Annotated in this window: 23 protein-coding genes; 13 read left to right on the top strand and 10 right to left on the bottom strand. The window is 67.9% G+C overall.

Annotated features, from left to right (window positions below; translation table 11 throughout):
• Positions 1–23: 23 nt before the first annotated feature.
• The 4 genes from AC6CHX_RS04035 (at position 24) to AC6CHX_RS04020 (ending at position 5,019) form a co-directional block, all read left to right on the top strand.
• Complete coding sequence (locus tag AC6CHX_RS04035; protein ID WP_240745179.1) at positions 24–461, top strand: hypothetical protein; 438 nt, start codon at positions 24–26, stop codon at positions 459–461.
• Entirely contained in the window at positions 458–1,411 is a 954-nt protein-coding gene (locus tag AC6CHX_RS04030; protein WP_498271714.1) for a bifunctional riboflavin kinase/FAD synthetase, read from the top strand. The genes AC6CHX_RS04035 and AC6CHX_RS04030 overlap by 4 nt, the downstream gene beginning before the upstream one ends.
• Positions 1,412–1,643: 232 nt before the next feature.
• Positions 1,644–3,788 carry a DEAD/DEAH box helicase gene (locus AC6CHX_RS04025; RefSeq protein ID WP_498271713.1) on the top strand — a complete coding sequence of 715 codons (2,145 nt, stop codon included), beginning with the start codon at positions 1,644–1,646 and terminating at the stop codon, positions 3,786–3,788.
• A gap of 202 nt (positions 3,789–3,990) precedes the next feature.
• Positions 3,991–5,019 (top strand): 6-phosphofructokinase, encoded by a 1,029-nt coding sequence (locus AC6CHX_RS04020; RefSeq protein ID WP_029263659.1) that lies wholly within the window; start codon positions 3,991–3,993, stop codon positions 5,017–5,019.
• A gap of 106 nt (positions 5,020–5,125) precedes the next feature.
• Here AC6CHX_RS04020 and AC6CHX_RS04015 read toward each other — a convergent pair whose 3' ends face one another.
• The 3 genes from AC6CHX_RS04015 to AC6CHX_RS04005 all read right to left on the bottom strand — a co-directional run bounded on the left by AC6CHX_RS04015 (position 5,126) and on the right by AC6CHX_RS04005 (position 8,277).
• A complete protein-coding gene (locus AC6CHX_RS04015) occupies positions 5,126–5,719 on the bottom strand; it encodes a DUF559 domain-containing protein (protein WP_498271712.1) in 594 nt (197 codons plus the stop codon).
• 21 nt (positions 5,720–5,740) lie between these two features.
• Entirely contained in the window at positions 5,741–5,977 is a 237-nt protein-coding gene (locus tag AC6CHX_RS04010) for a hypothetical protein (RefSeq protein WP_498271711.1), read from the bottom strand.
• Positions 5,978–6,177: 200 nt separating this feature from the next.
• Positions 6,178–8,277 carry a S9 family peptidase gene (locus AC6CHX_RS04005; RefSeq protein ID WP_498271710.1) on the bottom strand — a complete coding sequence of 700 codons (2,100 nt, stop codon included), beginning with the start codon at positions 8,275–8,277 and terminating at the stop codon, positions 6,178–6,180.
• Between the two features lie 155 nt (positions 8,278–8,432).
• Between AC6CHX_RS04005 and AC6CHX_RS04000 the strand changes: the two genes are divergently transcribed.
• The 4 genes from AC6CHX_RS04000 to AC6CHX_RS03985 all read left to right on the top strand — a co-directional run bounded on the left by AC6CHX_RS04000 (position 8,433) and on the right by AC6CHX_RS03985 (position 12,632).
• Positions 8,433–9,803, top strand: a complete 1,371-nt coding sequence (locus tag AC6CHX_RS04000; RefSeq protein ID WP_136043678.1) for an inorganic phosphate transporter — start codon at positions 8,433–8,435, stop codon at positions 9,801–9,803.
• A complete protein-coding gene (locus AC6CHX_RS03995) occupies positions 9,800–10,135 on the top strand; it encodes a peptidase (protein WP_136043679.1) in 336 nt (111 codons plus the stop codon). The genes AC6CHX_RS04000 and AC6CHX_RS03995 overlap by 4 nt, the downstream gene beginning before the upstream one ends.
• Positions 10,136–10,189: 54 nt before the next feature.
• Positions 10,190–11,110: a phosphodiesterase gene (locus AC6CHX_RS03990; protein WP_498271709.1), complete on the top strand. Its 921-nt coding sequence runs from the start codon at positions 10,190–10,192 to the stop codon at positions 11,108–11,110.
• Between the two features lie 61 nt (positions 11,111–11,171).
• Positions 11,172–12,632, top strand: coding sequence for an aspartate ammonia-lyase (locus AC6CHX_RS03985; RefSeq protein WP_498271708.1), 1,461 nt, complete (start codon positions 11,172–11,174; stop codon positions 12,630–12,632).
• Between the two features lie 67 nt (positions 12,633–12,699).
• Here the strand turns inward: AC6CHX_RS03985 and AC6CHX_RS03980 are convergent, their stop codons facing one another.
• Complete coding sequence (locus tag AC6CHX_RS03980; RefSeq protein WP_498271707.1) at positions 12,700–13,569, bottom strand: fumarylacetoacetate hydrolase family protein; 870 nt, start codon at positions 13,567–13,569, stop codon at positions 12,700–12,702.
• Positions 13,570–13,658: 89 nt separating this feature from the next.
• On the opposite strand from AC6CHX_RS03980, the gene AC6CHX_RS03975 reads away from it, so the two are divergent.
• The 4 genes from AC6CHX_RS03975 (at position 13,659) to AC6CHX_RS03960 (ending at position 16,921) form a co-directional block, all read left to right on the top strand.
• Positions 13,659–14,888 (top strand): PrsW family intramembrane metalloprotease, encoded by a 1,230-nt coding sequence (locus AC6CHX_RS03975; protein ID WP_498271706.1) that lies wholly within the window; start codon positions 13,659–13,661, stop codon positions 14,886–14,888.
• Between the two features lie 39 nt (positions 14,889–14,927).
• Complete coding sequence (locus AC6CHX_RS03970) at positions 14,928–15,608, top strand: alpha/beta fold hydrolase (protein ID WP_498271705.1); 681 nt, start codon at positions 14,928–14,930, stop codon at positions 15,606–15,608.
• A gap of 208 nt (positions 15,609–15,816) precedes the next feature.
• On the top strand, positions 15,817–16,185 hold the full coding sequence (locus AC6CHX_RS03965) for an FKBP-type peptidyl-prolyl cis-trans isomerase (protein ID WP_498271704.1): 369 nt from the start codon (positions 15,817–15,819) through the stop codon (positions 16,183–16,185).
• Positions 16,186–16,366: 181 nt separating this feature from the next.
• Complete coding sequence (locus tag AC6CHX_RS03960) at positions 16,367–16,921, top strand: YceI family protein (RefSeq protein WP_498271703.1); 555 nt, start codon at positions 16,367–16,369, stop codon at positions 16,919–16,921.
• A 34-nt stretch (positions 16,922–16,955) separates the two neighbouring features.
• On the opposite strand, the gene AC6CHX_RS03955 is transcribed toward AC6CHX_RS03960, so the two are convergent.
• On the bottom strand, positions 16,956–18,248 hold the full coding sequence (locus tag AC6CHX_RS03955) for an MFS transporter (RefSeq protein WP_498271702.1): 1,293 nt from the start codon (positions 18,246–18,248) through the stop codon (positions 16,956–16,958).
• A 186-nt stretch (positions 18,249–18,434) separates the two neighbouring features.
• Between AC6CHX_RS03955 and rpsO the strand changes: the two genes are divergently transcribed.
• On the top strand, positions 18,435–18,704 hold the full coding sequence (rpsO, locus tag AC6CHX_RS03950) for a 30S ribosomal protein S15 (protein ID WP_005048780.1): 270 nt from the start codon (positions 18,435–18,437) through the stop codon (positions 18,702–18,704).
• Positions 18,705–18,783: 79 nt separating this feature from the next.
• On the opposite strand, the gene AC6CHX_RS03945 is transcribed toward rpsO, so the two are convergent.
• The 5 genes from AC6CHX_RS03945 to AC6CHX_RS03925 are packed head-to-tail and all read right to left on the bottom strand — an operon-like array spanning position 18,784 to position 24,219.
• Positions 18,784–19,992 (bottom strand): MFS transporter, encoded by a 1,209-nt coding sequence (locus AC6CHX_RS03945; protein WP_498271701.1) that lies wholly within the window; start codon positions 19,990–19,992, stop codon positions 18,784–18,786.
• Positions 19,976–21,184 (bottom strand): amidohydrolase, encoded by a 1,209-nt coding sequence (locus AC6CHX_RS03940; protein WP_498271700.1) that lies wholly within the window; start codon positions 21,182–21,184, stop codon positions 19,976–19,978. The genes AC6CHX_RS03945 and AC6CHX_RS03940 overlap by 17 nt, the downstream gene beginning before the upstream one ends.
• A complete protein-coding gene (locus AC6CHX_RS03935) occupies positions 21,171–22,202 on the bottom strand; it encodes an ABC transporter ATP-binding protein (protein WP_498271699.1) in 1,032 nt (343 codons plus the stop codon). Before AC6CHX_RS03935 ends, AC6CHX_RS03940 begins: the two co-directional genes overlap by 14 nt.
• Entirely contained in the window at positions 22,199–23,221 is a 1,023-nt protein-coding gene (locus tag AC6CHX_RS03930) for an ABC transporter ATP-binding protein (RefSeq protein WP_498271698.1), read from the bottom strand. Before AC6CHX_RS03930 ends, AC6CHX_RS03935 begins: the two co-directional genes overlap by 4 nt.
• On the bottom strand, positions 23,221–24,219 hold the full coding sequence (locus AC6CHX_RS03925) for an ABC transporter permease (RefSeq protein WP_136043691.1): 999 nt from the start codon (positions 24,217–24,219) through the stop codon (positions 23,221–23,223). Before AC6CHX_RS03925 ends, AC6CHX_RS03930 begins: the two co-directional genes overlap by 1 nt.
• Positions 24,220–24,251: the final 32 nt, after the last annotated feature.

Raw genomic sequence — 24,251 nt, 5'->3', positions numbered from 1 at the left:
GCGGCTCTAGGATGGAATGCGCTATGAGCTCCACCGCCCCCTCCACTCGGATGACCGGAATCGGTCGCGTCCTGGTGATCGTCTACGCCGTCATGGCGCTGGCGGCCACCGGCCGCAGCTTCGTGCAGATCGTCCGTCGATTCGACGAGGCGCCGCTGGCGTACTCCCTCTCCGCACTCGCTGCCGTCGTATACATCCTCGCGACCCTCGCGCTCATCCTGGCCCGTCGTCGCGGGTGGTACACCGTCGCCTGGGTCGCGATCGTCTTCGAGCTCACCGGTGTGCTCGTCGTCGGGCTGCTGAGCATCTTGATGCCGGCGCTGTTCCAGCACGAGACGGTGTGGTCGCTGTTCGGGCGCGGATACCTGTTCATCCCCCTGGTCCTCCCGGTGTTCGGGATCTGGTGGCTGCGCACGCACCGCCCCGTCGACGCCCCGGTTCCCACCGAGGTGCACGCGTGATCGTCTTCCGCAGCCCCGAGGAGGTTCCGGCGGGATTCGGGCCGAGCGCGGTCGCCATCGGCAAATTCGATGGTGTCCACGCCGGTCATCGTGCGGTCATCGAACGGCTGAAGGAAACGGCCGCGTCCACCGGCAGTCGCGCGGTCGCCGTGACCTTCGACCGCAATCCGCTGGCCGTGATCCGCCCGGATCGGTGTCCCGAGAACGTCGTCACCGTCGATCGCAAGCTCGAGCTGCTGGGTGGCCTCGGCCTCGACGCGACCCTCGTGCTCACGTTCGACGAGGAGATGGCCGCCCGCAGCGCCGAGGACTTCGTCGTCGACATCCTCGTCGGTGCACTGCAGGTGTCGACCGTGCTGGTCGGCCAGGACTTCCGTTTCGGCCACCGCGGCGCGGGCACCCCTGACCTGCTGCGCGAGCTCGGCCCCCGCTACGGCTTCTCCGTAGAGGTCGTCGACGACGTGTACCTTCCGGGATCCACCCGACGCGTCTCATCCAGCTGGATCCGTGAGCTGCTGATGGAGGGAGACGTCGCGTCGGCGGCCACGGTTCTCGGGCGCTATCCCGATGTCCGCGGCGAGGTCGTCCACGGCCTGAAGCGCGGGCGGGAGCTGGGGTTCCCGACCGCCAACCTCTCGACCATCGTCGACGCGTTCGTTCCCGCCGACGGCGTCTACGCCGGGTGGCTCGTCGATCACGACACCGGCATCCGTCATCCTTCCGCGATCTCCGTCGGCACGAATCCGACCTTCGATGACGTCCTCGTGCGGCAGGTCGAGGCGCATGTGCTGGGTGAGACCGGCCTCGACCTGTACGGACACGACGTCACGGTCGAGTTCGTGGCGCGGCTGCGGGGCATGGTGGCGTTCGAGGGAATCGAGAAGCTGATGGAGCAGATGGGGGCGGACGTCACGGAAGCTGCTCGGGCTCTCGGCGTCACGTTCGAGTAGTCTCCGCCGGCCGCCGTCCGCGCCCTCCTCGGACGACTCGGCGTGGGCGATCCGCAGGTGTCGCGTCGGATGACATAGAATGGACTCGGCTCCCGCCGATTCTCACGCTTCTCGCGTGCTTCGGCGGGAAGAAGACCCACTGTTCGTACGGTCCTGGCTCACGCCACACGCGGACATCGAGAACGGCCCGCGGCTTCATGGGGAAGCCGGAGCCTTCACGCTCAGGAGGAGCATGCCGACCACGGCAACCGCCACCACACGGCGCAAGAAGACGTCCCGTCGAGATGACGAGGCACCCCTCATCCCGATCCTCGCGCGCAAGGTGCGCGAGATCGAGGCGAAGTCGCAGCGAGGGAAGCTCGGCCCGACCAATCGGGTGAAGTTCCAGGTGATCGCGTTCCTGGTGCGCGAGGAGCGCGCCCGAGTGAAGGCGGATGCCGAGATCGGCGAACCCGCCCGCGCTGAGCTGCTGAAGCGGCTCGACGGTGTGGCCACGATCCTCGCCAAGACGGCTGCACGCGACACTTCGCTCATCCAGCTGCTCGAGGCCGACCAGGCGACGTCGCCGGTGGCCAAGCGCATGCGACGCGACTGGCTGCTCGAATCCGGTGCGGAGCTGGCTCCCGAAGAGCTCATCATCGCGGATGCCGCACCGGTCCAGATCTCCACGATCCCCGCGGCCATCGCCGAGCGACAGGTCACGCCGCCCTCGGTCGAGTCCCGGCAGTTGGCGAACCCGTTCCTTGCTCCCGACCTGACGCCGCGACCGGCCGCGACCCCGCGCCGCCGCCTCGACGGCTGGGAGCTCATGGGCCCGCTGTACAAGGCTTTCGAGACCGGCGCCGGCGGATCCGCTGCGTCCATGGATCTGCCACCCGCGCCGGAGCACGACCACATCTCGCCCAAGGGCCTCGAGGTCATGGTGCATCAGTCACGATTCCTCGAGGCCGTGAAGGCGGGCCACCGCAGCTTCCTCCTCGCCGATGAGCCTGGCCTCGGCAAGACGGCGCAGTCGGTGCTGGCCGCGTCGGTGGCCGGTGCCTACCCGCTGCTCGTCGTCGTGCCCAACGTCGTGAAGATGAACTGGGCGCGGGAGGTCGAGCGGTGGACGCCGCAGCGACGGGCCACGGTCATCCAGGGCGATGGCACCGACATCGACGCATTCGCCGACGTGTTCATCGTGAACTACGAGATCCTCGACCGGCACATGTCGTGGTTGGCCTCGATCGGTCTGCGCGGAATGGTCGTCGACGAGGCGCACTTCATCAAGAACCTCTCCTCGCAGCGTTCGCAGAACGTGCTGTCGCTCGCCGCGCAGGTTCGTGAGCGCACCCCGGGACACGATCCGCTCATGCTCGCTCTCACGGGCACCCCGCTGATCAACGACGTCGAGGACTTCGACGCGATCTGGCGCTTCCTGGGGTGGACCACGGGTGAGAAACCGGGTCCCGAGCTGATGGAGAAGCTGGATGCGACCGGGTTCACCCCGGCCGACAAGGCGTTCTACCCCGAAGCCCGCGACGCGGTCATCTCGATGGGCATCGTCCGCCGCAAGAAGAAGGACGTCGCCGCCGACCTGCCGGACAAGCTGATCGCCGATCTGCCGGTGCAGCTCGACGACGAGTTCGGACGCAGCATCCGTCAGGCCGAGCGCGAGCTGGGGGAGCGGCTCGCCGCTCGCTATCGCCGCATCATCGAGGCCCGTGGCGACCGCGGGTTCGCCCCCGGAGAGATCGACGACGACATCGTGCGTCTCGTCGCTCAGAACGAGCTCGAGGAGTCGAAGGCCGCCGGCACCGGGGGAGACAACGTCTTCAGCATGGTCCGCCGCATCGGTCAGGCCAAAGCGCCGCTGGCCGCGGACTACGCCGCCCAGCTGCAGCGCTCGGTCGGCAAGGTCGTCTTCTTCGCGAAGCACATCGACGTGATGGACCAGGCCGAGGCGCACTTCGCCGCCGTCGGCATCCGGTCGGTGTCGATCCGAGGCGACCAGACCTCGACGACACGTCAGCAGGCGATCGACGATTTCAACAGCGACCCCGCCGTGGGCATCGCCGTCTGCTCGCTCACTGCCGCCGGCGTCGGGCTCAACCTGCAGGCGGCGTCGAACGTCGTGCTCGCCGAGCTGTCGTGGACGGCTGCCGAGCAGACGCAGGCGATCGACCGCGTCCACCGCATCGGTCAGGACGAGCCGGTCACCGCGTGGCGGATCATCGCCGCGCATACGATCGACACCAAGATCGCGGAACTGATCGATCAGAAGCAGGGTCTCGCAGCCCGCGCGCTCGACGGTGAGGCTGTCGAGGAGTCGGCCGCAGAGCCCGTGCAGCTGGCGGCGCTCATGCACCTGCTTCGTCAGGCTCTGGGCTCGGCCTGAGCGCGAAGAACATCCTTTCTTAACGCTGGTTTCCCCTCTCCGACGACCGGGATCGGGAAGTTCGTCGATATCGGCGAGTCCCGGTGTCAAGATCGGTGGTTTTCGTCGGCATCGAATGGCGCGGGGGGAGCCGGGACGCTAGTGTCGATCGAAGGCAGCGTCGCCTTTCCCCCATATCTCCCGAACGTCTGAAGGCACCAGCATGAAGATCGGCATCCTGACGAGCGGCGGCGACTGCCCCGGCCTCAACGCGGTCATCCGCGGCATCGTGCTCAAGGGCACCACCACGTACGACCTGGAGTTCGTCGGCATCCGTGACGGATGGCGGGGCCTCGTCGACGGCGACTTCATGCCGCTCACGCGTCACGAGGTGAAGGGCCTGTCCAAGGTCGGCGGCACGATCCTCGGCACCAGCCGCACGAACCCCTACGAGGGCGAGCGCGGAGGGGCGGAGAACATCGCCAAGACGCTCTACGGGCACAAGATCGACGGCATCATCGCGATCGGTGGTGAAGGCACGCTTGCCGCTGCCGACCGTCTCGCAAAGGACGGCATCAAGGTCATCGGCGTCCCGAAGACGATCGACAACGACCTGCAGGCGACGGACTACTCGTTCGGCTTCGACACGGCCGTGAACATCGCCACGGACGCGATGGACCGGCTCCGCACCACCGGCGACTCGCACCAGCGGTGCATGGTCGCCGAGGTCATGGGGCGCCACGTCGGCTGGATCGCCTTGCACGCCGGCATGGCCGCCGGCGCACACGTGATCTGCATCCCCGAGGTGCCGATGTCTATCGACGACATCACCGAACTCGTGACGAGCGCGCACGACCGCGGCCGCGCGCCCCTGGTGGTCGTCTCCGAGGGCTTCAAGCTCCTCGGCATGGACGAGGCTTACAGCGACAAGGGCCTCGACGCCTTCAACCGGCCGCGGCTGGGTGGTATCGGCGATCTGCTCGCTCCCGAGATCGAGCGCATCACGGGCATCGAGACGCGCGCCACGATCCTCGGCCACATCCAGCGGGGCGGGTCGCCTTCCGCGTTCGACCGCGTGCTGGCGACGCGTCTCGGCCTCCACGCCGCGGACGCGCTCGTCGACGGAGCCTGGGGTCAGATGGTGGCGATGCAGGGCACCGACATCGTGCGGGTCCCGTTCGCCGACGCGCTCGGTGAGCTGAACACGGTTCCGCGTTACCGCTACGACGAGGCCGCTGCGCTCTTCGGCTGAGACTTCGGCTCGACGCTTTGTTCGGCGGTTCAGGCGATCCTGCGAGAACAGGCAGTTTCGCCGCTCAGATGCCTGAATCCGGCTGATTGCCTGATCTCGCGGGCGTTCAGGCGTGCGCGCGACGGCAATGCAGACCCTGCGCCATCGCGGTCAGCACCGTCTGTTCGACGTAGCGGGCGTCGTTCATCACCTGGTGCACGTCGAATCGGAGGATCGTGTAGCCGCGGAGCACCAGGCGCGCATCGGCGCGGATGTCGCGGCGACGATCCTTCGGGGAGCTGTGATGTGCGAACCCGTCGATCTGGATGCCGAGGCGGTCACCGATCATCCCGTCCAACGGGTGCCCGTCGACCCAGACCTGCTGGCGCACGACGACGCCGATCCCGCGCATCAGGGAGACGAAGGTGGTCTCCGGCCCCGAGTCCGAGCGATCGCCGACGAGCATGGTGAGACCGGATGCCGCCGCCGAGCGCCACGCGACTCGCTCGAGGACATCGACATCGACCCCGTCTCGGCGCACCGCGGACTCCCAGACCGTCAGGGCATCCGGTTCAGGCAGACACCGGGCGATCTGGAACAGGACGTTGATTACAGGCTCCTCCGTCGAGCGCGGATGCACGGGAACGGGACCCTGGCTGCGGTGGACGAGGATGCCGGATGCATCGAACCGCGATGCGCTGTGCGCGAGTGCGACGTGCACGGCATCCGTCTTCAGCTCCCATCAGCCGCGGAGACTGGCCGCGCTCGCGCAGGTCACGCGTCCGCCGACCTTCGCAGCCGCGACACGCCTCGGGTCGCACTCGGGGGTGAGGAGCCAGGATCGGCGTACACGCCTGAGCCGTCCGTCCTCCACTGCTCGCGACACCGCGTGATCGGTGAAACCCGCACGGCGGAGGGCGGAGGAGTGCGCGGCACCGTTCTGCGCGCGCACCCATTCCGCAGCTGTCAGATCAGGCATGAGGTCAGCTTGCCCGTGCCGGCGGGCGTGGCGGAGCCGCAGTCCCGGCGCTGGGGGAGAGACGCCCTCGCGCGCGAATCTGTGGAGAGGGCGTCGCGCGCGCCGGGCGGCAGAGCCGAGACAGGCGATCGCGCCGGGACAGGCAGTTCCGGGCGGGATCTGCCTGATTCGGCGGGATCGCCTGATGCGGCCGCGTCGGATCAGGCCTCGGCGAGTCCCAGCGTGTCGAGCAGCCAGGCGAGCTCGAACGCACGCTCGCGCCACGAGTTGTAGCGGCCGCTCACGCCGCCGTGCCCTGCCACCATCTCGCACTTGAGGAGCACATCGGATGCGCCGGCCTCGCGCAGGCGCGCGACCCACTTCGCCGGTTCCACGTACAGCACGCGGGTGTCATTGAGCGATGTCACCGCGAGGATGCGCGGGTAGCGGATGCCGTCGCGCACGTTCTCGTACGGGGAGTACGACTTCATGTACTCGTAGACGTCGGCGTCGTGGAGAGGGTCGCCCCACTCGTCCCACTCGATGACGGTGAGCGGCAGCGAGGGATCGAGGATCGTCGTCAGTGCATCCACGAAAGGCACGCCCGCGAGGACGCCCGCGAAGAGCTCGGGCGCGAGGTTGGTCACGGCACCCATCAGCAGTCCGCCGGCGCTGCCGCCCTCGGCCACCATCCGGCTCGGCGAGGTCACACCGGTCGCGACCAGGTGCTCGCCGCACGACACGAAGTCCGTGAAGGTGTTGCGCTTGTTGAGCAGCTTGCCGTCTTCGTACCACTGGCGGCCCATCTCGCCGCCGCCGCGCACGTGAGCGACCGCGAAGATCACGCCACGATCGAGCTCCGAGAGCCGCGCGACCGAGAAACCGGGGTCGATCGAGTGCTCGTAGGAGCCGTAGCCGTAGAGATGCACGGGACGTGCTTCCGCACCCGGCTCTCCGAATGACCGCTTCCACACGAGAGAGATCGGCACCCGCACCCCGTCGGAGGCCGTCGCCCACTCCCGCCGCTGGCCGTACTCTTCGGGGTCGTAGCCGCCGAGGACGGTGGCCTGCTTGCGCAGCAGCAGCTCGCGGCTGGCGAGGTCGAGGTCGTACACCGTGCCGGGCGTGACGAAGGATGTGTATCCGAGCCGCAGGAAGGGGGAGTGCCACTCCGGGTTCCCGCTCACCCCGGCCGAGTACAGCGGCTCGTCGAAGGGGATCTCGTCGACAGTATCCGTGGCGTAGTCGAGCAGTCCGACACGCTCGAGACCTTCGCTGCGGTACTCGATCGTGGCGAAGTCGCGGAACGCATCCATGCCGAGCAGACGCCGGCCGGCTTCGTGGGCGATCACCCGGTGCCGCTCGCCCTCAGGGTCGGACGCCGCCACCGAGACGAGTTCGAAGTCGAGGGCTCCGTCGTTGTGCAGGATGAAGAGCCGGTCCTCGCCGTCCACCACGGCGTGATCGATCGAGTACTCCACTCCTTCCCGGCGCGGCCAGACCAGGCGCGGTGCCGCGGTCAGGTCGCCGGTCAGGTCGACGAGGTACTCCTCGCTCGTGATGCTCGAACCGACCCCGATCACGAGGTACCGCCGGCTGCGGGTGATCCCTGCGCCGAGCCAGAACTTCTCGTCGGGTTCGTGGAACAGCCGCACGTCGTCGGTGATCGGGGTGCCGAGGCGGTGGAGCCAGAGCGTGTCCGGACGCCACGCCTCATCCCGGGTCGTGTAGAGGACGCCGGTGCCGTCCGGAGTGAAGAACGCGCCGCCGGTGTTCGGGATCTCGTCGTCGAGGGTGTCGCCCGAGACGAGGTCGCGCACGTGCACCGTGTACAGCTCGTCACCCTCGAAGTCGGTCGACCAGAGCAGTTTCGTCGCGTCGTCCGACGTGTCGAACGCCCCGAGCGAGAAGAACTCGTGCCCCTCGGCCTCGACGTTCCCGTCGAGCAGGATCACCTCACCGGGGACCGGAACGCCGGCCTCGAGCTTCGGGGGAGTCCAGTCGTCGTGTTCCGCGGCAGCCCGGCAGTGGATGCCGTACTGGGCGCCTTCCTCGGTGCGGCTGTAGTACCACCAGTCGCCGCGTCGGGTGGGCACCGACAGGTCGGTCTCCTGCACCCGGCTCTTGATCTCCTCGAAGAGGCGCTCTCTGAGATCGGCCAGGTGCGCCGTCTCGGTGTCGGTGTGGGCGTTCTCCGCTTCGAGGTGTGCGATGACCTCTGCGGAGTCCTTCGCGCGCATCCACTCGTACGGGTCGTCGAACGTGTCACCGTGGTGCGTGCGAAGTGCGGAGCGGCGGGCAGCGAGAGGAGCGTCAGTCACCGTCCCACGCTATCCCAGGTCGAGTTGACCGGCACGGGGGAGGGTGGGAGAATTCACCGGGGCCGGTTAACGGAAGTCAAACCCACGGTGAACTCTTCGTTCGTCACGTCGATCACGTCGACATCTCCTTCTTCCTCAACGACCGAAAGCGAACGGTGGAAACCGCAGCCCTCATCGTCGTGCTTGTCATCGCGCTGGCACTCTTCTTCGACTTCACCAACGGCTTTCACGACACGGCGAACGCCATGGCGACGCCGATCGCCACCGGTGCGCTCAAGCCCAAGACCGCCGTCCTCCTCGCCGCCGTCCTGAACCTGGTGGGTGCATTCCTGTCCACCGAGGTGTCCAAGACGATCTCCGGCGGCATCATCCGTGAGGACGCGATCATCTCTGCGGGAGCGGATCTGTTCCTCTCGCTGATCTTCGCGGGCCTCATCGGTGCCATCACGTGGAACATGCTGACGTGGCTCCTCGGGCTCCCGTCGAGCTCCTCGCACGCACTGTTCGGTGGCCTCATCGGCGCCACCCTGGTGGGTGCAGGTCTCGGCGGCATCGACTTCGGCATGGTGCTCTCGAAGATCGTGCTGCCGGCGCTCATCGCCCCCGTCACCGCGGGCCTCATCGCCTTCGCGGCGACGAAGATCGCCTACTCGGTCACGCGACGCTACGACGGCAAGCCCGACGGTCGCGACGGTTTCCGGTGGGGACAGATCTTCACGTCCTCCCTGGTCGCCCTCGCGCACGGAACCAACGACGCGCAGAAGACGATGGGTGTGATCACCCTCGCCCTGATCACGATCGGCTGGCAGTCCGGCGTGCACCACGAACCGCAGCTCTGGGTGATCGTCGCGTGTGCCTTCACGATCGCGCTCGGCACGTACCTCGGCGGCTGGCGCATCATCCGCACCCTCGGCAAGGGGCTCACCGACGTGAAGCCCGCCCAGGGCTTCGCAGCGGAGAGCTCGACCGCCGCGACCATCCTGGCCTCCAGCGCGCTCGGCTTCGCCCTCTCGACCACCCAGGTGGCGTCGGGTTCCGTCATCGGTTCCGGCCTCGGTCGCAGAGGCTCCACGGTCCGCTGGCGGACGGCGGGTCGAATCGGCATCGGATGGCTCCTCACCCTCCCCGCAGCGGGAGCCGTCGGCGCTCTGGCTGCTCTTCTCGTCGTCTGGCTCGGCAACTGGGGTGTGGCGATCGATGCGGTCATCGCCCTGGCCATCATCCTCGGCCTCTTCATGCGCTCGCGCCGCAACGCGGTCACGTCGGCGAATGCCATGAGTGACGTGGCCGAATCGGGCATGGCCATCGAGCTGCCGGACACCCCGCCGCCGACGCGTCGCCAGCAGCGCATCCAGCAGGCCAAGGCGGAGGCGAAGGCCCGGGCCGAGGCCCGTGAGAAGGTCAAGGCTCAGGCGAAGAAGGACGCGCAGGCCAAGGCGAAGAAGAAGGCACAGGCCAAGGCGAGCGCCAAGGTCGACTCTTCCTCGAAGAACACGGACGCGATTCGGAACGGGGACTCGGAATGAACGTCGTCATCGATTGGATCGCGTTCCTCCAGGTGTTCCTCGCGGCGCTCATCGGCGCCGCCGCCATCGTCACCTTCTACGCCCTCGGTCTTCGTCTGCTGGTGCGCAGCGGTCGCGCACCGGTGGTGAGCCCTGCGGAATTCACGGATGCCATCACCGTGATCACCGAGAAAGAGCTGAAGCGCGCGGAGAAGCAGGCGGCGAAAGCCGCGCGGAAGAGTCCGCTCACCGAGGGGCAGAAGCGGGTCGCACTCCTCGGCGCGTACGGCTGCTTCGCGCTGTGTGCCGCGGCAGTGGTCGCCGGCATCCTGCTCCTCGTCATCGGACACTGATCCGAGCTCGGCGCCGGCACGTCGAGCGTCGGTGCCGAGGCCTAGGCTGTTGGCATGTCCGCAGGAACGGGGAGAACGTACGCCTTCGGCCGCCATGAGCCCGCAAGCCATGTGCTGATCCACGTCAGCGATCCGCACTTCCTCGCGGAGGGGGCCCGGCTCGGCGGCCGCTACGACGTCGAAGCGAACTTCGCCCGAACGCTGGACGCCATCAGATCCGTGCATCCGCATCCGTCGGCGATCGTCGTCACCGGCGACCTCGCCGATCTGGGCGAGCCCGACGCGTACCGCCGGCTGAGAGCCGCGGTCGAGCCGGTGGCGGACGAGCTGGACGCTCCGCTCATCTGGGTCGCGGGCAACCACGACGAACGCCCGGCACTGCGGGCAGGACTGCTCGATGCGCAGGCGACCGAAGACCCGGTGACGGGCGTCTGGGACCTCGACGGTCTTCGTCTCATCGCCCTCGACACGAGCGTCCCCGGCTGGCATCACGGCGACATCGACCAGGACCAGCTGTCCTGGCTCGCTGATGTGCTCTCGGACCCCGCTCCGCACGGCACCCTGCTCGCGATGCACCATCCACCACTCCCGAGCCATCTGCCGCTCTTCGACATCCTGGAGCTGCGGCATCAGGACGAGCTCGCCGAGGTCATCCGGGGAACAGATGTCCGCGGCATCCTCGCCGGGCATCTGCACTATTCGTCCCAGGGCACGTTCGCCGGAGTCCCGGTGAGCGTCGCATCGGCCACCTGCTACACGATGAACGTGGCGCGCCCGTCGGCCGAGGTGAACGGTATGGACGCGGCGCAGGCGTTCCAGCTCGTGCATGTGTATCCGGAGACGATCACGCACACGGTGGTGCCGGTGACCGAGGCTCCGACGGGAGACTACTTCTCCGAGGCCTGGCTGCAAAGGATGGCCGCCCTCACGCCGGAGGAGCGACTCGAGGCGTTCTCCCGCAAGCCCGGTCGGTGAGCGGCGTAGACTGGCAGCATCCCCCACCCTTCTCACCCGCCACGACCCACGAGGATGTGACATGGCTTCTGCCACGCCTACCCCGACCCGCACCGAGACCGATTCGCTCGGGAGCATGGAGATTCCCGTCGACGCGTACTGGGGGATCCACACCGCCCGCGCCGACGCGAACTTCCCGATCACGAAACGGCCCATCTCGGTCTACCCCGACCTCGTGGTCGGCCTGGCGATGGTCAAGCAGGCGAGCGCGCGGGCGAACCGCGAGATCGGCGTGTTGGATCACGAGCGTGCCGACCTGATCGACCGTGCGGCGCAGCGCGTGATCGACGGCGAGTTCCACGAGCAGTTCACGGTGGGCGTCATCCAGGGCGGTGCCGGAACCTCGACCAACATGAACGCGAACGAGGTCATCACCAACATCGCGCTCGAGCTGGCCGGCCGCGACAAGGGCGACTACGCGTTCCTCTCGCCGATCGACCACACCAACCGCAGCCAGTCCACCAACGACGTCTACCCGACCGCCGTGAAGATCGGCCTGTCGCTGACGCTGCGCTCGCTGCTCGAGGAGCTCGACCTGCTGCGCCTGTCGTTCCTCGGCAAGTCCCGCGAGTTCCACGACGTGCTGAAGGTCGGACGCACTCAGCTGCAGGACGCCGTGCCGATGACGCTCGGCCAGGAGTTCAACGGCTTCGCCACGACCCTCGGCTACGACCACACGCGGCTGACCGAGAACGCCTCGCTCATGTTCGAGATCAACATGGGCGCCACGGCGATCGGTACCGGCATCACCACGCACCCCGGCTACGCGCCCGCCGTGCTCAAGCACCTGCGGGAGATCACGTCGCTCGACCTCCGCACGGCCGGCGACCTGGTGGAGGCCACCAGCGACACCGGCTCGTTCATGTCGTTCTCCTCGACCCTCAAGCGCAACGCGATGAAGCTGTCGAAGATCTGCAACGACCTCCGTCTGCTCTCTTCCGGCCCGCAGGCGGGCTTCGGCGAGATCAACCTGCCGGCGATGCAGGCGGGCTCCAGCATCATGCCAGGCAAGGTGAACCCGGTCATCCCCGAGGTCGTGAATCAGGTGGCCTTCGCGGTCGCGGGCGCCGACATGACGGTGACGATGGCCGCCGAGGCGGGTCAGCTGCAGCTGAACGCGTTCGAGCCGGTCATCGCACACTCGATCTTCCAGTCGATCACGTGGATGCGCCAGGCGATGTGGACTCTGCGCGTGAACTGCGTCGACGGCATCACCGCCAACCGCGACCGTCTCGGCGCGATGGTCGGAGCATCGGTCGGCGTCATCACCGCCCTGACGCCCTTCATCGGATACGCGGCAGCCGCGGCGCTCGCGAAAACTGCGCTCCTGACGAACCGGAGCGTCGCGGACCTGGTCGTCGAGGCCGGTCTGATGTCGCGCGACGAGGTCGTCAAGCAGCTCTCGCCTGCGCGTCTGTCCGGACTCGAGACGATCACCGCGGCGATCCCGGTGATCTCGCCGGAGGACCGCATCGAGGTCTGACCGGCTGCGAACGCGAGAGGGGGATGGATGCCGCGGCATCCATCCCCCTCTTCGTGCGTAGAACTGCTCAGTCGATGATGCGGCAGTGCGTCGTGAGCTCGCCGATGCCGTCGATGCCGACGGTCACGGTGGAGTGATCGCGCAGGAAGATCTGCGGATCCCGCGAATAGCCGGCGCCGCCGGGGCTTCCGGTCGAGATGAGGGTTCCGGGCAGCAGCGTGAGGGACTGCGAGAGGTGCGCGATCAGTTTCGCGACGGAGCGCACCATCTGGTCCGTGCTGGCGTCCTGAACGGTGTGGCCGTCCACGACAGCCCAGATGTGCAGATCCTGCGGGTCGGCGACCTCGTCGGCGGTCACGGCGAACGGTCCGGTCGGAGTGAAGCCGTCGAACGACTTGCAGCGCGACCACTGGGCCTCGGAGAACTGGATGTTCCTGGCGGTGATGTCGTTGACCACGGTGTAGCCCCAGACGTACGAGAGCGCATCCGCTTCGCGGACGTCTTTGGCGGGGGTGCCGATGAGCACACCGAGCTCGGCCTCGTAGTCGACCGCCTCGCTGAGGGACCGTGGCCACGACGTGGTCTGCTCGTGCCCCGTGAGCGAGTTCGGCCACAGCGTGAACACGGTCGGCGCGGCATCGGTCTTCAGGCCCAGCTCGCTGGAGTGAGCCGCATAGTTGAGCCCGACGGCGAGCACGGCCGGGGGAGCGATCACGGCGGAGGAGAACGCCCAGTCGCCCAGGGGGTGGCGCACCGCGTCTCCTGCGGCCAGCGCAGCGCGCAGTCGCTCGAGCAGGGCGTCTCCTCCCTCGATCAGCTGCTGCAGCGTGGCAGGGGGGTCGTTCAGGAGATCAGAGACGAGGATGGCGTCCGAGTCCTGCACCACCGCGAGAACGGCACGGGGGGAGTCAGGACGGCGCAGGTGAGCGAACCGCATGGTTCTACGCTACCGGCTGGCGCACGGCGAGCGGGTGGAGGAGTCAGCCATACCCGGGCCGCCTGGTTTGTTCCCCATAAGCTTTGGCTATGAGTTTCGGAGGACCCCCGCCGCCGCAGCAGCCCTCACCGTACATGCCGCCGCCCTCGCGGCAGCCGTCGTACGCCTCACCCCTGGCGCAGCCGACGCCGTACACGCCTCCCGCGCCGGTCGCGCCGTCGCCGGCCGAGTCGCTGCCCGCGCTGCCCGTGCCGACACGCAAGGGACGCACGATCTCCCTCTGGCTCTTCGGTTTCCTCGGCTTCCTGCTGCTCGCTCTGGTCGGCTACTTCGGGTGGGCCCTCGGAGTGTTCGCCTCGGTCGTCGGTCTGGTGCTCGCCCTCATCCCACTCACGGTCGTGTTCCTCGGCGTCCGGATGATCGACCGTTGGGAGCCCGAACCGAAGCGCCTGGTCTTCTTTGCGATCGCCTGGGGTGCCGTGGCGGCTGCGGGACTGACGCTTCTGGTCGACGTGGGGCTGACGATCCTCCTCGGCGTCACGTCCGATGCCTTCACGGCGGTCGTGCAGGCGCCGATCGTCGAGGAGTTCTGGAAGGGGCTCGGGATCTTCCTGATCTTCCTGCTCGCCCGGCGTGCGTTCGACGGCCCGGTGGATGGTGTCGTGTACGGAGCGCTCGTGGGGGCGGGGTTCGCTTTCACCGAGAACGTCCAGTACTTCGCGCTCAGTCTGATCGAGGGAGGCGGCGAGCAGCTCACCGTCACCTTCGCCGTGCGCGCGATCCTGTCCCCGTTCGCACACGCCATGTTCACCGCGGTGACCGGTTTCGCCATCGGACTGGTCGCGCGTCGCCACGGATCCGCGAGTTCCGCGATCGGCGCCGGCCTGCTCGGAATGCTCGGAGCCGTTCTCCTGCACGCACTCTGGAACGGCTCCGCGACCTTCGCGGACTTCTTCGGGCTGTACTTCACCCTGCAGGTGCCGCTCTTCATCGGCTTCATCCTCGGGATCGTCGCCCTCCGCCGCGAGGAGGCGCGCCTTACTCGTGCGCGGCTCGCCGAGTATGCGAATGCCGGTTGGTTCACGCCCGAAGAGGTCACGATGCTTGCCACACCGAGTGGGCGCAAGGCCGGTCTCAACTGGGCACGAGGTCTTCGCGGCGACCGGCGACCGATCATGCAGGAGTTCATCAGGGACGCGACCGCGCTGGCCGCGGTCCGTCAGCGGGCGATCACGGGTCGCGACCCGCTCGCCGTCGAGGATGAGCGCGCGCTGCTGATCCGCACCCGCGCCGCCAGGGCGGCCCTGCTGGCCTACTGACCTCGGCTCCGCGATACTCGTCGTGAGGAGGCGGTCGCGATGAGCACATTCGTCCTGATCCACGGTGGGGGAGACGTCGGGTGGTCCTGGCATCTCGTCGCCGCAGAACTCGTGGCGCGTGGACACGAGGTCGTCGCGCCCGACCTCCCCGCCGATGACGAGTCCCTCGCTCTCGAGGACTACGCGGACTCCGTGGTGGCGGCCGTGGGGCAGCGCGGCGACGTCGTCGTGGTCGGTCACTCGTTCGGGGCGTTCACGGCGCCCTTGGTCGCCGAGCGGCTGTCCGCCGACCTGCTCGTGCTGGTCGCGGGGATGATCCCTGCTCCGGGTGAACCCCCGGAGCGGTGGTGGTCCGAGTCCGGCTACCTCGCCGCCGCCGAGGCACAGGCGGCGATCGACGGCGGGCTGACCGGGAATGACGACCCGTACGTGAGCTTCTACCACGACGTGCCGCGGGAGTTGGCGGACGAAGCCCTGCGGCGGGAGCGCGCCCATCCGTCCGCAGCGGCCATGGAAGAGCCGTGGCCGCGGGAAGAATGGCCGGAGGTGCCGACGCGTTTTATCGTGTTCGCGGACGACCGCTTCTTCCCGCCGAGCTTTCTCCGCGACCTCGCCCGCGAGCGTCTCGGGGTCGTCGCCGATGAGGTCCCGGGCGGACACTGCGCGATGCTGAGCAGGCCGATGGAGCTCGCGGAACTGCTCGCCGGCTACGTCGACTGACGCGGAGGAACCCTGTAGTGGCAAGACTCAGCGCCCGGTGCTGCGGCGATGCCTGCGAGTCTCCCGGGCGCTGAGTTGATCTGTAATCAGGGTGCACCCGACCACGGAGGGTGTCAAGAGGCTGTTGTCGCTGCACCCTTTCGAAGTGTTCGCTGTGAGCAGGTGCGATCGCGTTGACCCCTCCTGCGGGCTCGGGTTTGATGGAGGCATGACTGATCGCACAAAGCCTGAGTTCGATGCCCCCAGCGCCCCCGCTCCCGCGGAGCTCGTCATCCGCGACATCATCGAGGGTGACGGAGCCGAGGCGAAGCCCGGTGACACCGTGACCGTCCACTACGCCGGTGTCGAGTTCGAATCCGGCGAGGAGTTCGACTCGTCCTGGGGTCGCGGCGAGACGATCCAGTTCCCGCTGCGCGGACTGATCCAGGGCTGGCAGGACGGCATCCCCGGGATGAAGGTCGGCGGACGCCGTGAGCTGGTCATCCCGCCGCACCTGGCCTACGGCCCGGTGGGCGGCGGCCACTTCCTCTCCGGCAAGACGCTGATCTTCATCATCGATCTCGTCGCCGTCGGCTGAGTCCGGCCCGCACGCAAAGACGCCCTTCCTCTTCGGAGGAGGGGCGTCTCTGCTGTATATCGGAAGAACATCCGCATTCAGGGGAATATATGCGAATGAATGTAAGTTGTCACAGAGGTCGCAGCGAACGCGGCCCCTGTCCGAAGCCGCATCAGCGGCCGATGTCTCCGGAGGAGAAACCATGACCAGCATCGACATTCCCGGCTACCGTCCCGGCACCTGGGTGCTCGACCCCTCGCACAGCGAGGTGACGTTCAGTGTCCGCCACATGATGATCTCCAAGGTGCGCGGCACCTTCGGCGTCAAGAACGCGACCCTCGTCGCGCCCGAGAACCCGCTCGAGGCCAGGGTCGAGGCTTCTGTCGACGTCACCTCGGTCGACACGAACGACGAGGGTCGCGATGCCCACCTGCGCTCCGCGGACTTCTTCGACACCGAGAACTTCCCGACGATGGAGTTCGTCTCCACCGGCGCGCGCGTCAAGGGCGACGACCTGTTCGTGGACGGCGACCTGACGATCCGCGGCATCACCAAGCCGGTCAGCTTCGAGCTCGACTTCGGCGGCTTCGGCACCGACCCGTACGGCAACTACAAGGCGGGCGCTTCCGCCAAGACCGTCATCAACCGCGAGGACTTCGGCCTCACCTGGAACGCCGCACTCGAGACCGGTGGCGTGCTCGTGGGCAAGGACATCACGATCAACCTCGACCTGCAGGGCGCCCTGCAGCAGGACTGATCCCGTCAGGCAGTTTCCTCGAACCCCGGGCCCGTCAGGGCTCGGGGTTCTCTGCGTCGTAGTCGTGGAAGCGGCGGCTGCGGCGCGAGAGCATCGCGACGAGGGCGATCACCAGGACCCCGCCGAGCAGCGGCGGGAACCACAGAGTGGTCAACGTGGCGAGAGTCCCGGCGTACAGGGCTCCGACCCGCGGACCACCGGCCACGACCACGACGAACAGGCCCTGCAGTCGTCCGCGCATCGCATCGGGCACCGCCGCCTGCATCATCGTGTTGCGGTAGATCGAGCTGACGTTGTCGGACGCCCCCGAGAGTGCGAGCGCCACGCATGCGGCGACGATCAGGCCGATGTTCGGGGCGTCTTCGCCCGCGGGTGCGGAGAACGCCCCGATCAGCAGCACCACACCGAAGAGCAGGATCGACGCACCGTAGGCCTCCACAGCACGCGCGATGCCGCGTCCGTGCCACCGGTACTGCACGACGCGGCCGGAGAACAGGCTGGACGCGAAGGTTCCGACCGCGACGGCCGCCGTGAGGATTCCGGTGGTCACGGCGCCACCGCCCAGGAGCACGGTGCCGAGGGCGGGGAAGAGCACGAGGGGCTGCCCGAACGTCATCGCGATGATGTCGATGATGTACTGCATCCGGATGTTGCCCGCCTTGCGCAGGAAGCGCCAGCCGTCGACGAGCGACTCCAGCCCGGGGCGCACGATCTCGCCCTCCGGCCGCAGCACCGGGAGCGTCCACAGGCCGAGGAACATCGACAGCATCAGCACGACGTCGATCGTGTAGGTCCAGCCATAGCCGGTGAGGGCCACGAGCAGGCCGGCCAGTGCGGGGCCTGCCATGACCGTCAGGCCGAAGGCGACTCCGTTGAGTGCGGATGCCGCGGCCAGCTGCTCCCGGGGGATGAGGCGCGGCACGATCGCCGTACGCGTGGCCATGCCCACAGAGTTCGCGGCGGAGTTGATCATGCTGAGTGCGTACAGCCACCAGATCGTCTCGGTGCCGGTCCAGGTGAGCGCGGCGAGCAGTGCGGTCGATGCAAATGTGATGGTCGCCGCGATCAGGGCCACCCGGCGCCGGTCGAACGCGTCCGCGAGCATCCCGCCGTACAGCCCGGCGAGGATCATCGGGATGAGTCCGGCGACCGCGATCATCGAGACGGCGAACGTGCTCTCGGTGAGAACGAACACATGCAGCATCACGGTGACGATCGTCAACTGGCCGCCGATGCCGGCGAGGGTCGATCCGATCCACATCCGCGCGAAGGCGGGACTGGTCTTGAGAGGAGTGAGGTCGATCAGGTGACCGCGTCGGCCGCTCACTCGTCGATCTTCTTCTGCACCGTTCGAGCCTAGTTGACCCCGATCGGGCCGCGGCCTCGGCGTTGTCACGCGGGGGAGCCCTCGGCTGGTAGACTCTTCAGGTTGCCGTTCGATCGGCCGCGGATAAAGAGAGCCCTCGCATCAGGCGTCGGGCGCCGCGCAACAAGCAGAGAGGGGATCGAATCTATGGCACTGGAAGCAGACGTCAAGAAGGCGATCATCGAAGAGTACGCGACGCACCCCGGTGACACCGGATCCCCCGAGGTGCAGGTCGCAATGCTGACGCAGCGCATCAAGGACCTCACCGAGCACCTCAAGGAGCACAAGCACGACCACCACTCGCGTCGTGGTCTGTTCCTGCTCGTCGGTCAGCGCCGTCGCCTGCTGGGTTACCTGCAGGACATCGACATCAACCGCTACCGGTCGCTCATCGAGCGTCTCGGCCTGCGTCGATAAAGCAAGGCGATCCTGCGTTCAATCGCGCAGAACATTCTTGAGAAGGCCGCCCCACGGTGTGGGGCGGCCTTCGTCGTGTTCAGGGGCGTGCGGGCACCACAGACGGCACCTGCAGGTCGACCGGGCGGCAGCGGATCACGAACCCCACGACCAGGGCGAGCGCTGCGGCGCACACGGTCATGAACACGAGGCTCGCCGTCCAGCCGGCGGTGAGGTCGTGCAGGACTCCGACGAGAAGACTCCCCGCGCCGGCGAAGGCGTAGCCGATACCCTGCGCCACAGCTGACAGCACGCCCGCCGAGGCCTCGTTGGCGGCGAGCATCACGATGAGCGCGAGTGAGAGCCCGAACGTCGCGCTCTGCACGGCGCCGAGCACGACGGTGATCGCGATGTACGACTCGTCGCCGGAAGCGAGCCAGACGAACGCCGCCAGCATCGCTATGCCGAGGCCCGGACCGAACCAGAGCAGCACACGGCGGCGTCGGGCGAGGATCGGCGCGACGAGCGTCGGCACCAGGCCCGCGACGCTGGTCAGCGCGAGCAGCCAGCCGGCGGTCTGCGCGTCCACACCGCGATCTCCGAGGATGCGGGGGAGCCACGAGGCCACTGCGAAGAAGAGCATGGCCTGCAGGCCGAACATCGCGGTGATCAGTGCGACGGTCGGTCGGGCCGACCGGGGCAACGTCATCCGAGACGAAGAAGGCGGAGGAGCATCCGAGCGCAGTGCCACGCCGACCATGGCGCCCGCGGCGATCAGAGCCGGCACGGCCCAGAGCCCGAGTGCCACGGCGGGCCCGCCGACTGCCTGGCTCAGCGGCACGGCGAGTCCCGCCCCGAGCGCGGCGCCTGCGCTGAACGACATGCTGCTCAGGCCGATCCAGAGTCCGCCCGCCCGAAGGGACTTCAGGTACTGCGGGAGCAGGGTCCCTGCAGCCATGATCGATACCCCGGCGAGGAACGTCCCCGCGAGCATGCCCCCGGGAACGGCGACCCGCAGCGCGAGCGCCCCGGCGAGCGCCACCATGCTCCAGATCAGCGCCCTGGTCACGCCGAGACGCCGGGCGAGCAGCGGCCCGACCGGCGCACTGATCCCGAAGGCGATCACCGGCAGCGTCGCCAGGAGGTTCAGCTGTACCGGTGCGAGGTCGAACGCCGCCCTCGCCGGCTCGAGCAGAGCGGCGACCGAGGTGATCGCCGGGCGCAGGTTGAGCCCGATCAGCAGGGCTGCGCCGAGCCCGACCGCGCGATCGCGGAACTCGCTGCCTCGACGCTCAGAGCGCGAGGACACGAAGGCCATCGGCGACCACACGGCCGTCGTGCATGACGAGTCGGTCGACTCCTCTGTCCATCACCGCGCTGGTGGGCGTCTCGCCATCGACCAGGATCAGATCGGCCCGGTCGCCGACAGCCAGGCCGGGTCGGTCGTCGACCCCCTTGAGGCGCGGAGACGAGGCGGACATGATGCTCGCGCCACCCATCGTCGCGACGGCGAGAGCCATCTCGATGTGGTCGTCGCGGCGGAAACCGTTGGTGAAGGCCAGCTGCCAGGTGCGGTCGAGCATGTCTGTGTTGCCGTACGGGCTCCAATAGTCGCGCTGGCCATCCTGACCGAGCCCGATCCGCACTCCGGCCTCGACGAGCTGCACCAGCGAGAGCTGGTTGCTGGTCGACGGGGCGACCGTGGCCATCGAGATGTCGAGCTCGGCGAACTCCTCGATCAGACGACGGCTGGTGGCCTCGCTCACCGAACCGAGTTCGTAGGCGTGCGACATCGTCACCTTGCCCTGCATGCCGAGCGCACGTGTTCGCTCCATCACGAGCTCGGTGCTGAACACCCCGAGCGCACCGGGTTCGTGCAGGTGGATGTCGACCTCGACCTGATACTTCTCGGCGAGACCGAACACGATGTCCAGGTGCTTGGCGGGGTCACGGTCGAGCTGTGACGGATCGATGCCGCCGATCACGTCCGCGCCCTGCTTGAGGGACTCCTCCAAGTACTCGACCGTCCCTTCTTCGCGAAGGATGCCGGCCTGGGGGAAGGTCATGACCTGGACGTCGGCGTGCGCGGCGAACTTCTCCTTCGCCGCGATCACCGCGTCGAACTTCTCGAGCTTGCAGTCGACGTCGACCTGCGCATAGGAGCGCACGCGGGTCGTGCCCCGCGCGATCATGCGCTCGAGGGTGCCGGCCACGCGGGTGGGAAGGTCGATCTCCGCATTGCGCCAGTTCTCGCGGTCGTTCATCATCATGCCCCAGACCCCGGGAGCGCCGGTGTGCTCACGGAACGGCAGTCCGATCCGGGTCGAATCCAGGTGCACGTGCACGTCGCTGAAGGAGGGCAGTAGAAGCCGGCCACGTCCGTCGACGTCATCGCCGGACGCGGGCGCCTCTTCATGAGGGAGGATCCGGGTGATGCGCCCGTCCTCGATCAGGACATCGGAGGCGGAGCCGCCCCAGGGGCGCACGTCACGAATCAGCATGGACTTTCCTTTCTTCGGGGGAGCCGAGCCGCGACGCGAGGTCGGCGGCTTCAGCGAGATGATGGCACGCGGCGTCGCCGGTGGGAACCTGATCCACGCACTGCCGGCGCCTGTCTTCGTCGAGAAGGGGCAGCACCGGGCACCGTGTGCGGAACACGCACCCGCTGGGCGGGTTCGACGGATGGGGCAGGTCGCCGACGAGACGGATGCGCCGACTGCGATCGGCTGTGGGATCGGGGCTCGGAACGGAGGACAGCAGCGACTGCGTGTACGGGTGCTGTGGAGCGCCGAACACCGCGTCCCTGGTGCCGTGCTCCATGATGCGCCCGAGGTACATGACGGCGACCTCGTCCGCGAAGTGCTTGACGACCGAGAGGTCGTGCGCGATGAACACGTAGGAGATGCCGGTGTCGGCCTGGATGTCCTGCAGCAGGTTGATGACCTGCGCCTGAACCGAGACGTCGAGCGCTGATACCGGCTCGTCGCAGACCACGACGTCGGGCTCCAGAGCGAGCGCCCTGGCGATGCCGACACGCTGCTTCTGTCCACCCGAGAACTCATGCGGGAAGCGGTTGTAGTGCTCCGGGCGCAGACCCACCCTGTCCATCAGAGCCGCGACGCGGTTCTTCATACCCTCCTTGGGGGCGATGCCCTGGGCCTGAAGGGGGGCCGCGATCGCCGCACCGACGCTCTGCCGCGGGTTCAACGACGAGGAAGGGTTCTGGAACACCATCTGCACGCGGCGCCGGAACTGCTGCAGGTCCGCTCCGCGCAACTGCGAGACGTCGGCGCCGTCCAGCAGGATCCGCCCCGACGTGGGAGTGAGCAGGCGCATCAGCAGCCGTCCGGTGGTGGACTTGCCGCAGCCGGATTCACCGACCAAGCCCAGTGTCGATCCGCGTTCGAGCGTGAAGGAGACCCCGTCCACCGCTTTCACCTGCGAGGAACCGCGCAGGAACCCCTTGCTGACGCTGAAATGCTTGGCGAGGTTCTCGACCCTCAGCAGCGGTTCGCTCATCGGGCCACCTCCTGCAGATCGAGCGTGGGAGTCGTGACGTCGATGTCCGTGAGGTGGCAGCGGGCACGGTGGTCGGTGCCGACCACCGTGAGGCCGGGGCGCTCGGTGCGGCATCTGTCGTCCGGGACGAGCGCTGCGACGGGGCAGCGATCGGCGAAGAGGCAGCCCTGCGGGAGATCGAGCAGCGAGGGCGGGAAGCCGGGAATGGGCGTGAGGCGCCCTGCTTCGTCGACCATCGAGGGCATGGATGCGAGCAGGCCCTGGGCGTAGGGGTGCGCGGTCCGGAAGAACAGGTCGTGCACGCCGGCCTCTTCGACGCACTGGCCGCCGTACATGACGACGACGCGCCGGCAGACCTCGGCGACGACGCCCAGGTCGTGCGTGACGAAGATCACGGCGGAACCGGTCTCCGCCTGGAGCGATCCGATCAGATCGAGGATCTGCGCCTGCACCGTGACATCGAGCGCCGTGGTCGGCTCGTCGGCGATCAGGAGCTCCGGTTCGCAGATGAGAGCCATCGCGATCATCGCCCGCTGACGCATACCGCCGGAGAACTCGTGCGGGTACGAGTCGTATCGTGCGACGGGGTCGGGGATGCCGACGCGGTTCAGCATCTCGATCGCCTGGGCCTTCGCGGCTTTCGCGCTCACTCGGTTGTGCACGCGATACGCCTCGGAGATCTGCCGACCCACAGTGTAGAACGGGTGCATGGCCGAGAGCGGATCCTGGAAGATCATCCCGATCTTGCGACCACGATACGGGCGCATCTCGCTCTCGCTGAGCGGCACCAGATCCGTGCCGTCGAAGAGGACCTCTCCGGTGACCCGGGCGCTGGTGCCCTTGAGGAGCCCCATCAGGGTCTGACCGGTCACCGTCTTCCCGGAACCGGACTCGCCGACGATGCCGACGGTCTCTCCGCGCTGCACGACGAGGTCCATGCCGTTCACGGCATTGACCAGACCATCGTCGGTGGGGAAGGTCACCCGCAGATCGCGGATGTCGAGGATCGGCGTGGTCATCAGTTGACTCTCACTCTCGGGTCGACGCTGGCATACACGAGGTCGACGATGACGTTCGCGGTGATGATGAAGAAGGCGGCGAGCATCGTGATCGCCATGGTGACCGGCAGGTCTCCCGAGGTGGCTGCCCGCACCGCGGTGAACCCGAGACCGGGGACGGAGAAGATCTGCTCCGTCAGCACGGCACCGCCGAGCAGGGCGCCGATGTCCAGGCCCAGCATTGTGATGATCGGAGTGATGCCGGCACGGACCCCGTGGGTCGTGATGCGTCCGGGGCTCAGACCCTTCGCACGCGCCGTGCGCATGTAGTCCTCGCCGAAGGTCTCGATCATGTTGTTCCGCGTGATGCGGATGTACTGCGCACTGAACAGGATGGCCAGCGCGACCCAGGGGAGCAGGTAGTTCGTGAACCACGCCCCGGGTCCCGCGGGGCCGAACGGGGAGGAGATCTGATTGCTCGTGAACGGCAGCCAGTGCAGTGCGCTCACGAACACGAGCAGGAGCAGCAGCCCGGTGACAGGGACGGGGAGCGAGACGCCCACGGATGCGGCGCCGACGATGATCTTGTCCGTCGCCCTGCCCTTGCGGAGCGCGGCAAGGAGCCCGAGGCCGACGCCGACCACGGTCCACAGCACGACAGCGCCGACGGCGATGGAGATCGTGTAGGGGAGCGCCCGGACGATGACGTCGGTGACGTTCTCGTTCGTCTGGAACGACTTGCCCAGGCAGGGCCAGGCGCACACCTGCTCGGCGCCGGGGGCTCCGATGAGCCGTTCGCTGAAGAATCCACTGAGGTAGGTGAAGTACTGCACCAGGAACGGCTTGTCCATGCCGAGAGCGACGCGCGCCTGGTCGATGCGGTCAGGGGTGCACTCCTGGCCACAGGCGGCTGCCGCAGGGTCTGCCGGGCCGATCTGGAACAGGGCGAACGTCACGAAGCTCACGACGAGCAGGAGGATGACCAGCGCGGTCACGCGGCGGACGATGAATCCGAACATTGCTGTCCCGTACGGGGCCGACCGACCAAGCG

It is taken from the genome of Microbacterium sp. GQ128 (assembly GCF_059758615.1).
This window is presented reverse-complemented; position numbering and strand designations above follow the sequence as displayed.

What these genes read in the sequence shown, in the direction of transcription:
- AC6CHX_RS04035 (WP_240745179.1), top strand. Translation starts at nt 24, where the DNA reads ATGAGCTCCACCGCCCCCTCCACTCGGATGACCGGAATCGGTCGCGTC.
- AC6CHX_RS03935 (WP_498271699.1), bottom strand. Translation starts at nt 22,202, where the DNA reads ATGAGCGAACCGCTGCTGAGGGTCGAGAACCTCGCCAAGCATTTCAGC.
- AC6CHX_RS04010 (WP_498271711.1), bottom strand. Translation starts at nt 5,977, where the DNA reads ATGCCTGATCTGACAGCTGCGGAATGGGTGCGCGCGCAGAACGGTGCC.
- AC6CHX_RS03965 (WP_498271704.1), top strand. Translation starts at nt 15,817, where the DNA reads ATGACTGATCGCACAAAGCCTGAGTTCGATGCCCCCAGCGCCCCCGCT.
- AC6CHX_RS03970 (WP_498271705.1), top strand. Translation starts at nt 14,928, where the DNA reads ATGAGCACATTCGTCCTGATCCACGGTGGGGGAGACGTCGGGTGGTCC.
- AC6CHX_RS03960 (WP_498271703.1), top strand. Translation starts at nt 16,367, where the DNA reads ATGACCAGCATCGACATTCCCGGCTACCGTCCCGGCACCTGGGTGCTC.
- AC6CHX_RS03925 (WP_136043691.1), bottom strand. Translation starts at nt 24,219, where the DNA reads ATGTTCGGATTCATCGTCCGCCGCGTGACCGCGCTGGTCATCCTCCTG.
- AC6CHX_RS03990 (WP_498271709.1), top strand. Translation starts at nt 10,190, where the DNA reads ATGTCCGCAGGAACGGGGAGAACGTACGCCTTCGGCCGCCATGAGCCC.
- AC6CHX_RS03995 (WP_136043679.1), top strand. Translation starts at nt 9,800, where the DNA reads ATGAACGTCGTCATCGATTGGATCGCGTTCCTCCAGGTGTTCCTCGCG.
- AC6CHX_RS04025 (WP_498271713.1), top strand. Translation starts at nt 1,644, where the DNA reads ATGCCGACCACGGCAACCGCCACCACACGGCGCAAGAAGACGTCCCGT.
- AC6CHX_RS03975 (WP_498271706.1), top strand. Translation starts at nt 13,659, where the DNA reads ATGAGTTTCGGAGGACCCCCGCCGCCGCAGCAGCCCTCACCGTACATG.
- AC6CHX_RS03985 (WP_498271708.1), top strand. Translation starts at nt 11,172, where the DNA reads ATGGCTTCTGCCACGCCTACCCCGACCCGCACCGAGACCGATTCGCTC.
- AC6CHX_RS04020 (WP_029263659.1), top strand. Translation starts at nt 3,991, where the DNA reads ATGAAGATCGGCATCCTGACGAGCGGCGGCGACTGCCCCGGCCTCAAC.
- AC6CHX_RS03930 (WP_498271698.1), bottom strand. Translation starts at nt 23,221, where the DNA reads ATGACCACGCCGATCCTCGACATCCGCGATCTGCGGGTGACCTTCCCC.
- rpsO (WP_005048780.1), top strand. Translation starts at nt 18,435, where the DNA reads ATGGCACTGGAAGCAGACGTCAAGAAGGCGATCATCGAAGAGTACGCG.
- AC6CHX_RS03940 (WP_498271700.1), bottom strand. Translation starts at nt 21,184, where the DNA reads ATGCTGATTCGTGACGTGCGCCCCTGGGGCGGCTCCGCCTCCGATGTC.
- AC6CHX_RS03980 (WP_498271707.1), bottom strand. Translation starts at nt 13,569, where the DNA reads ATGCGGTTCGCTCACCTGCGCCGTCCTGACTCCCCCCGTGCCGTTCTC.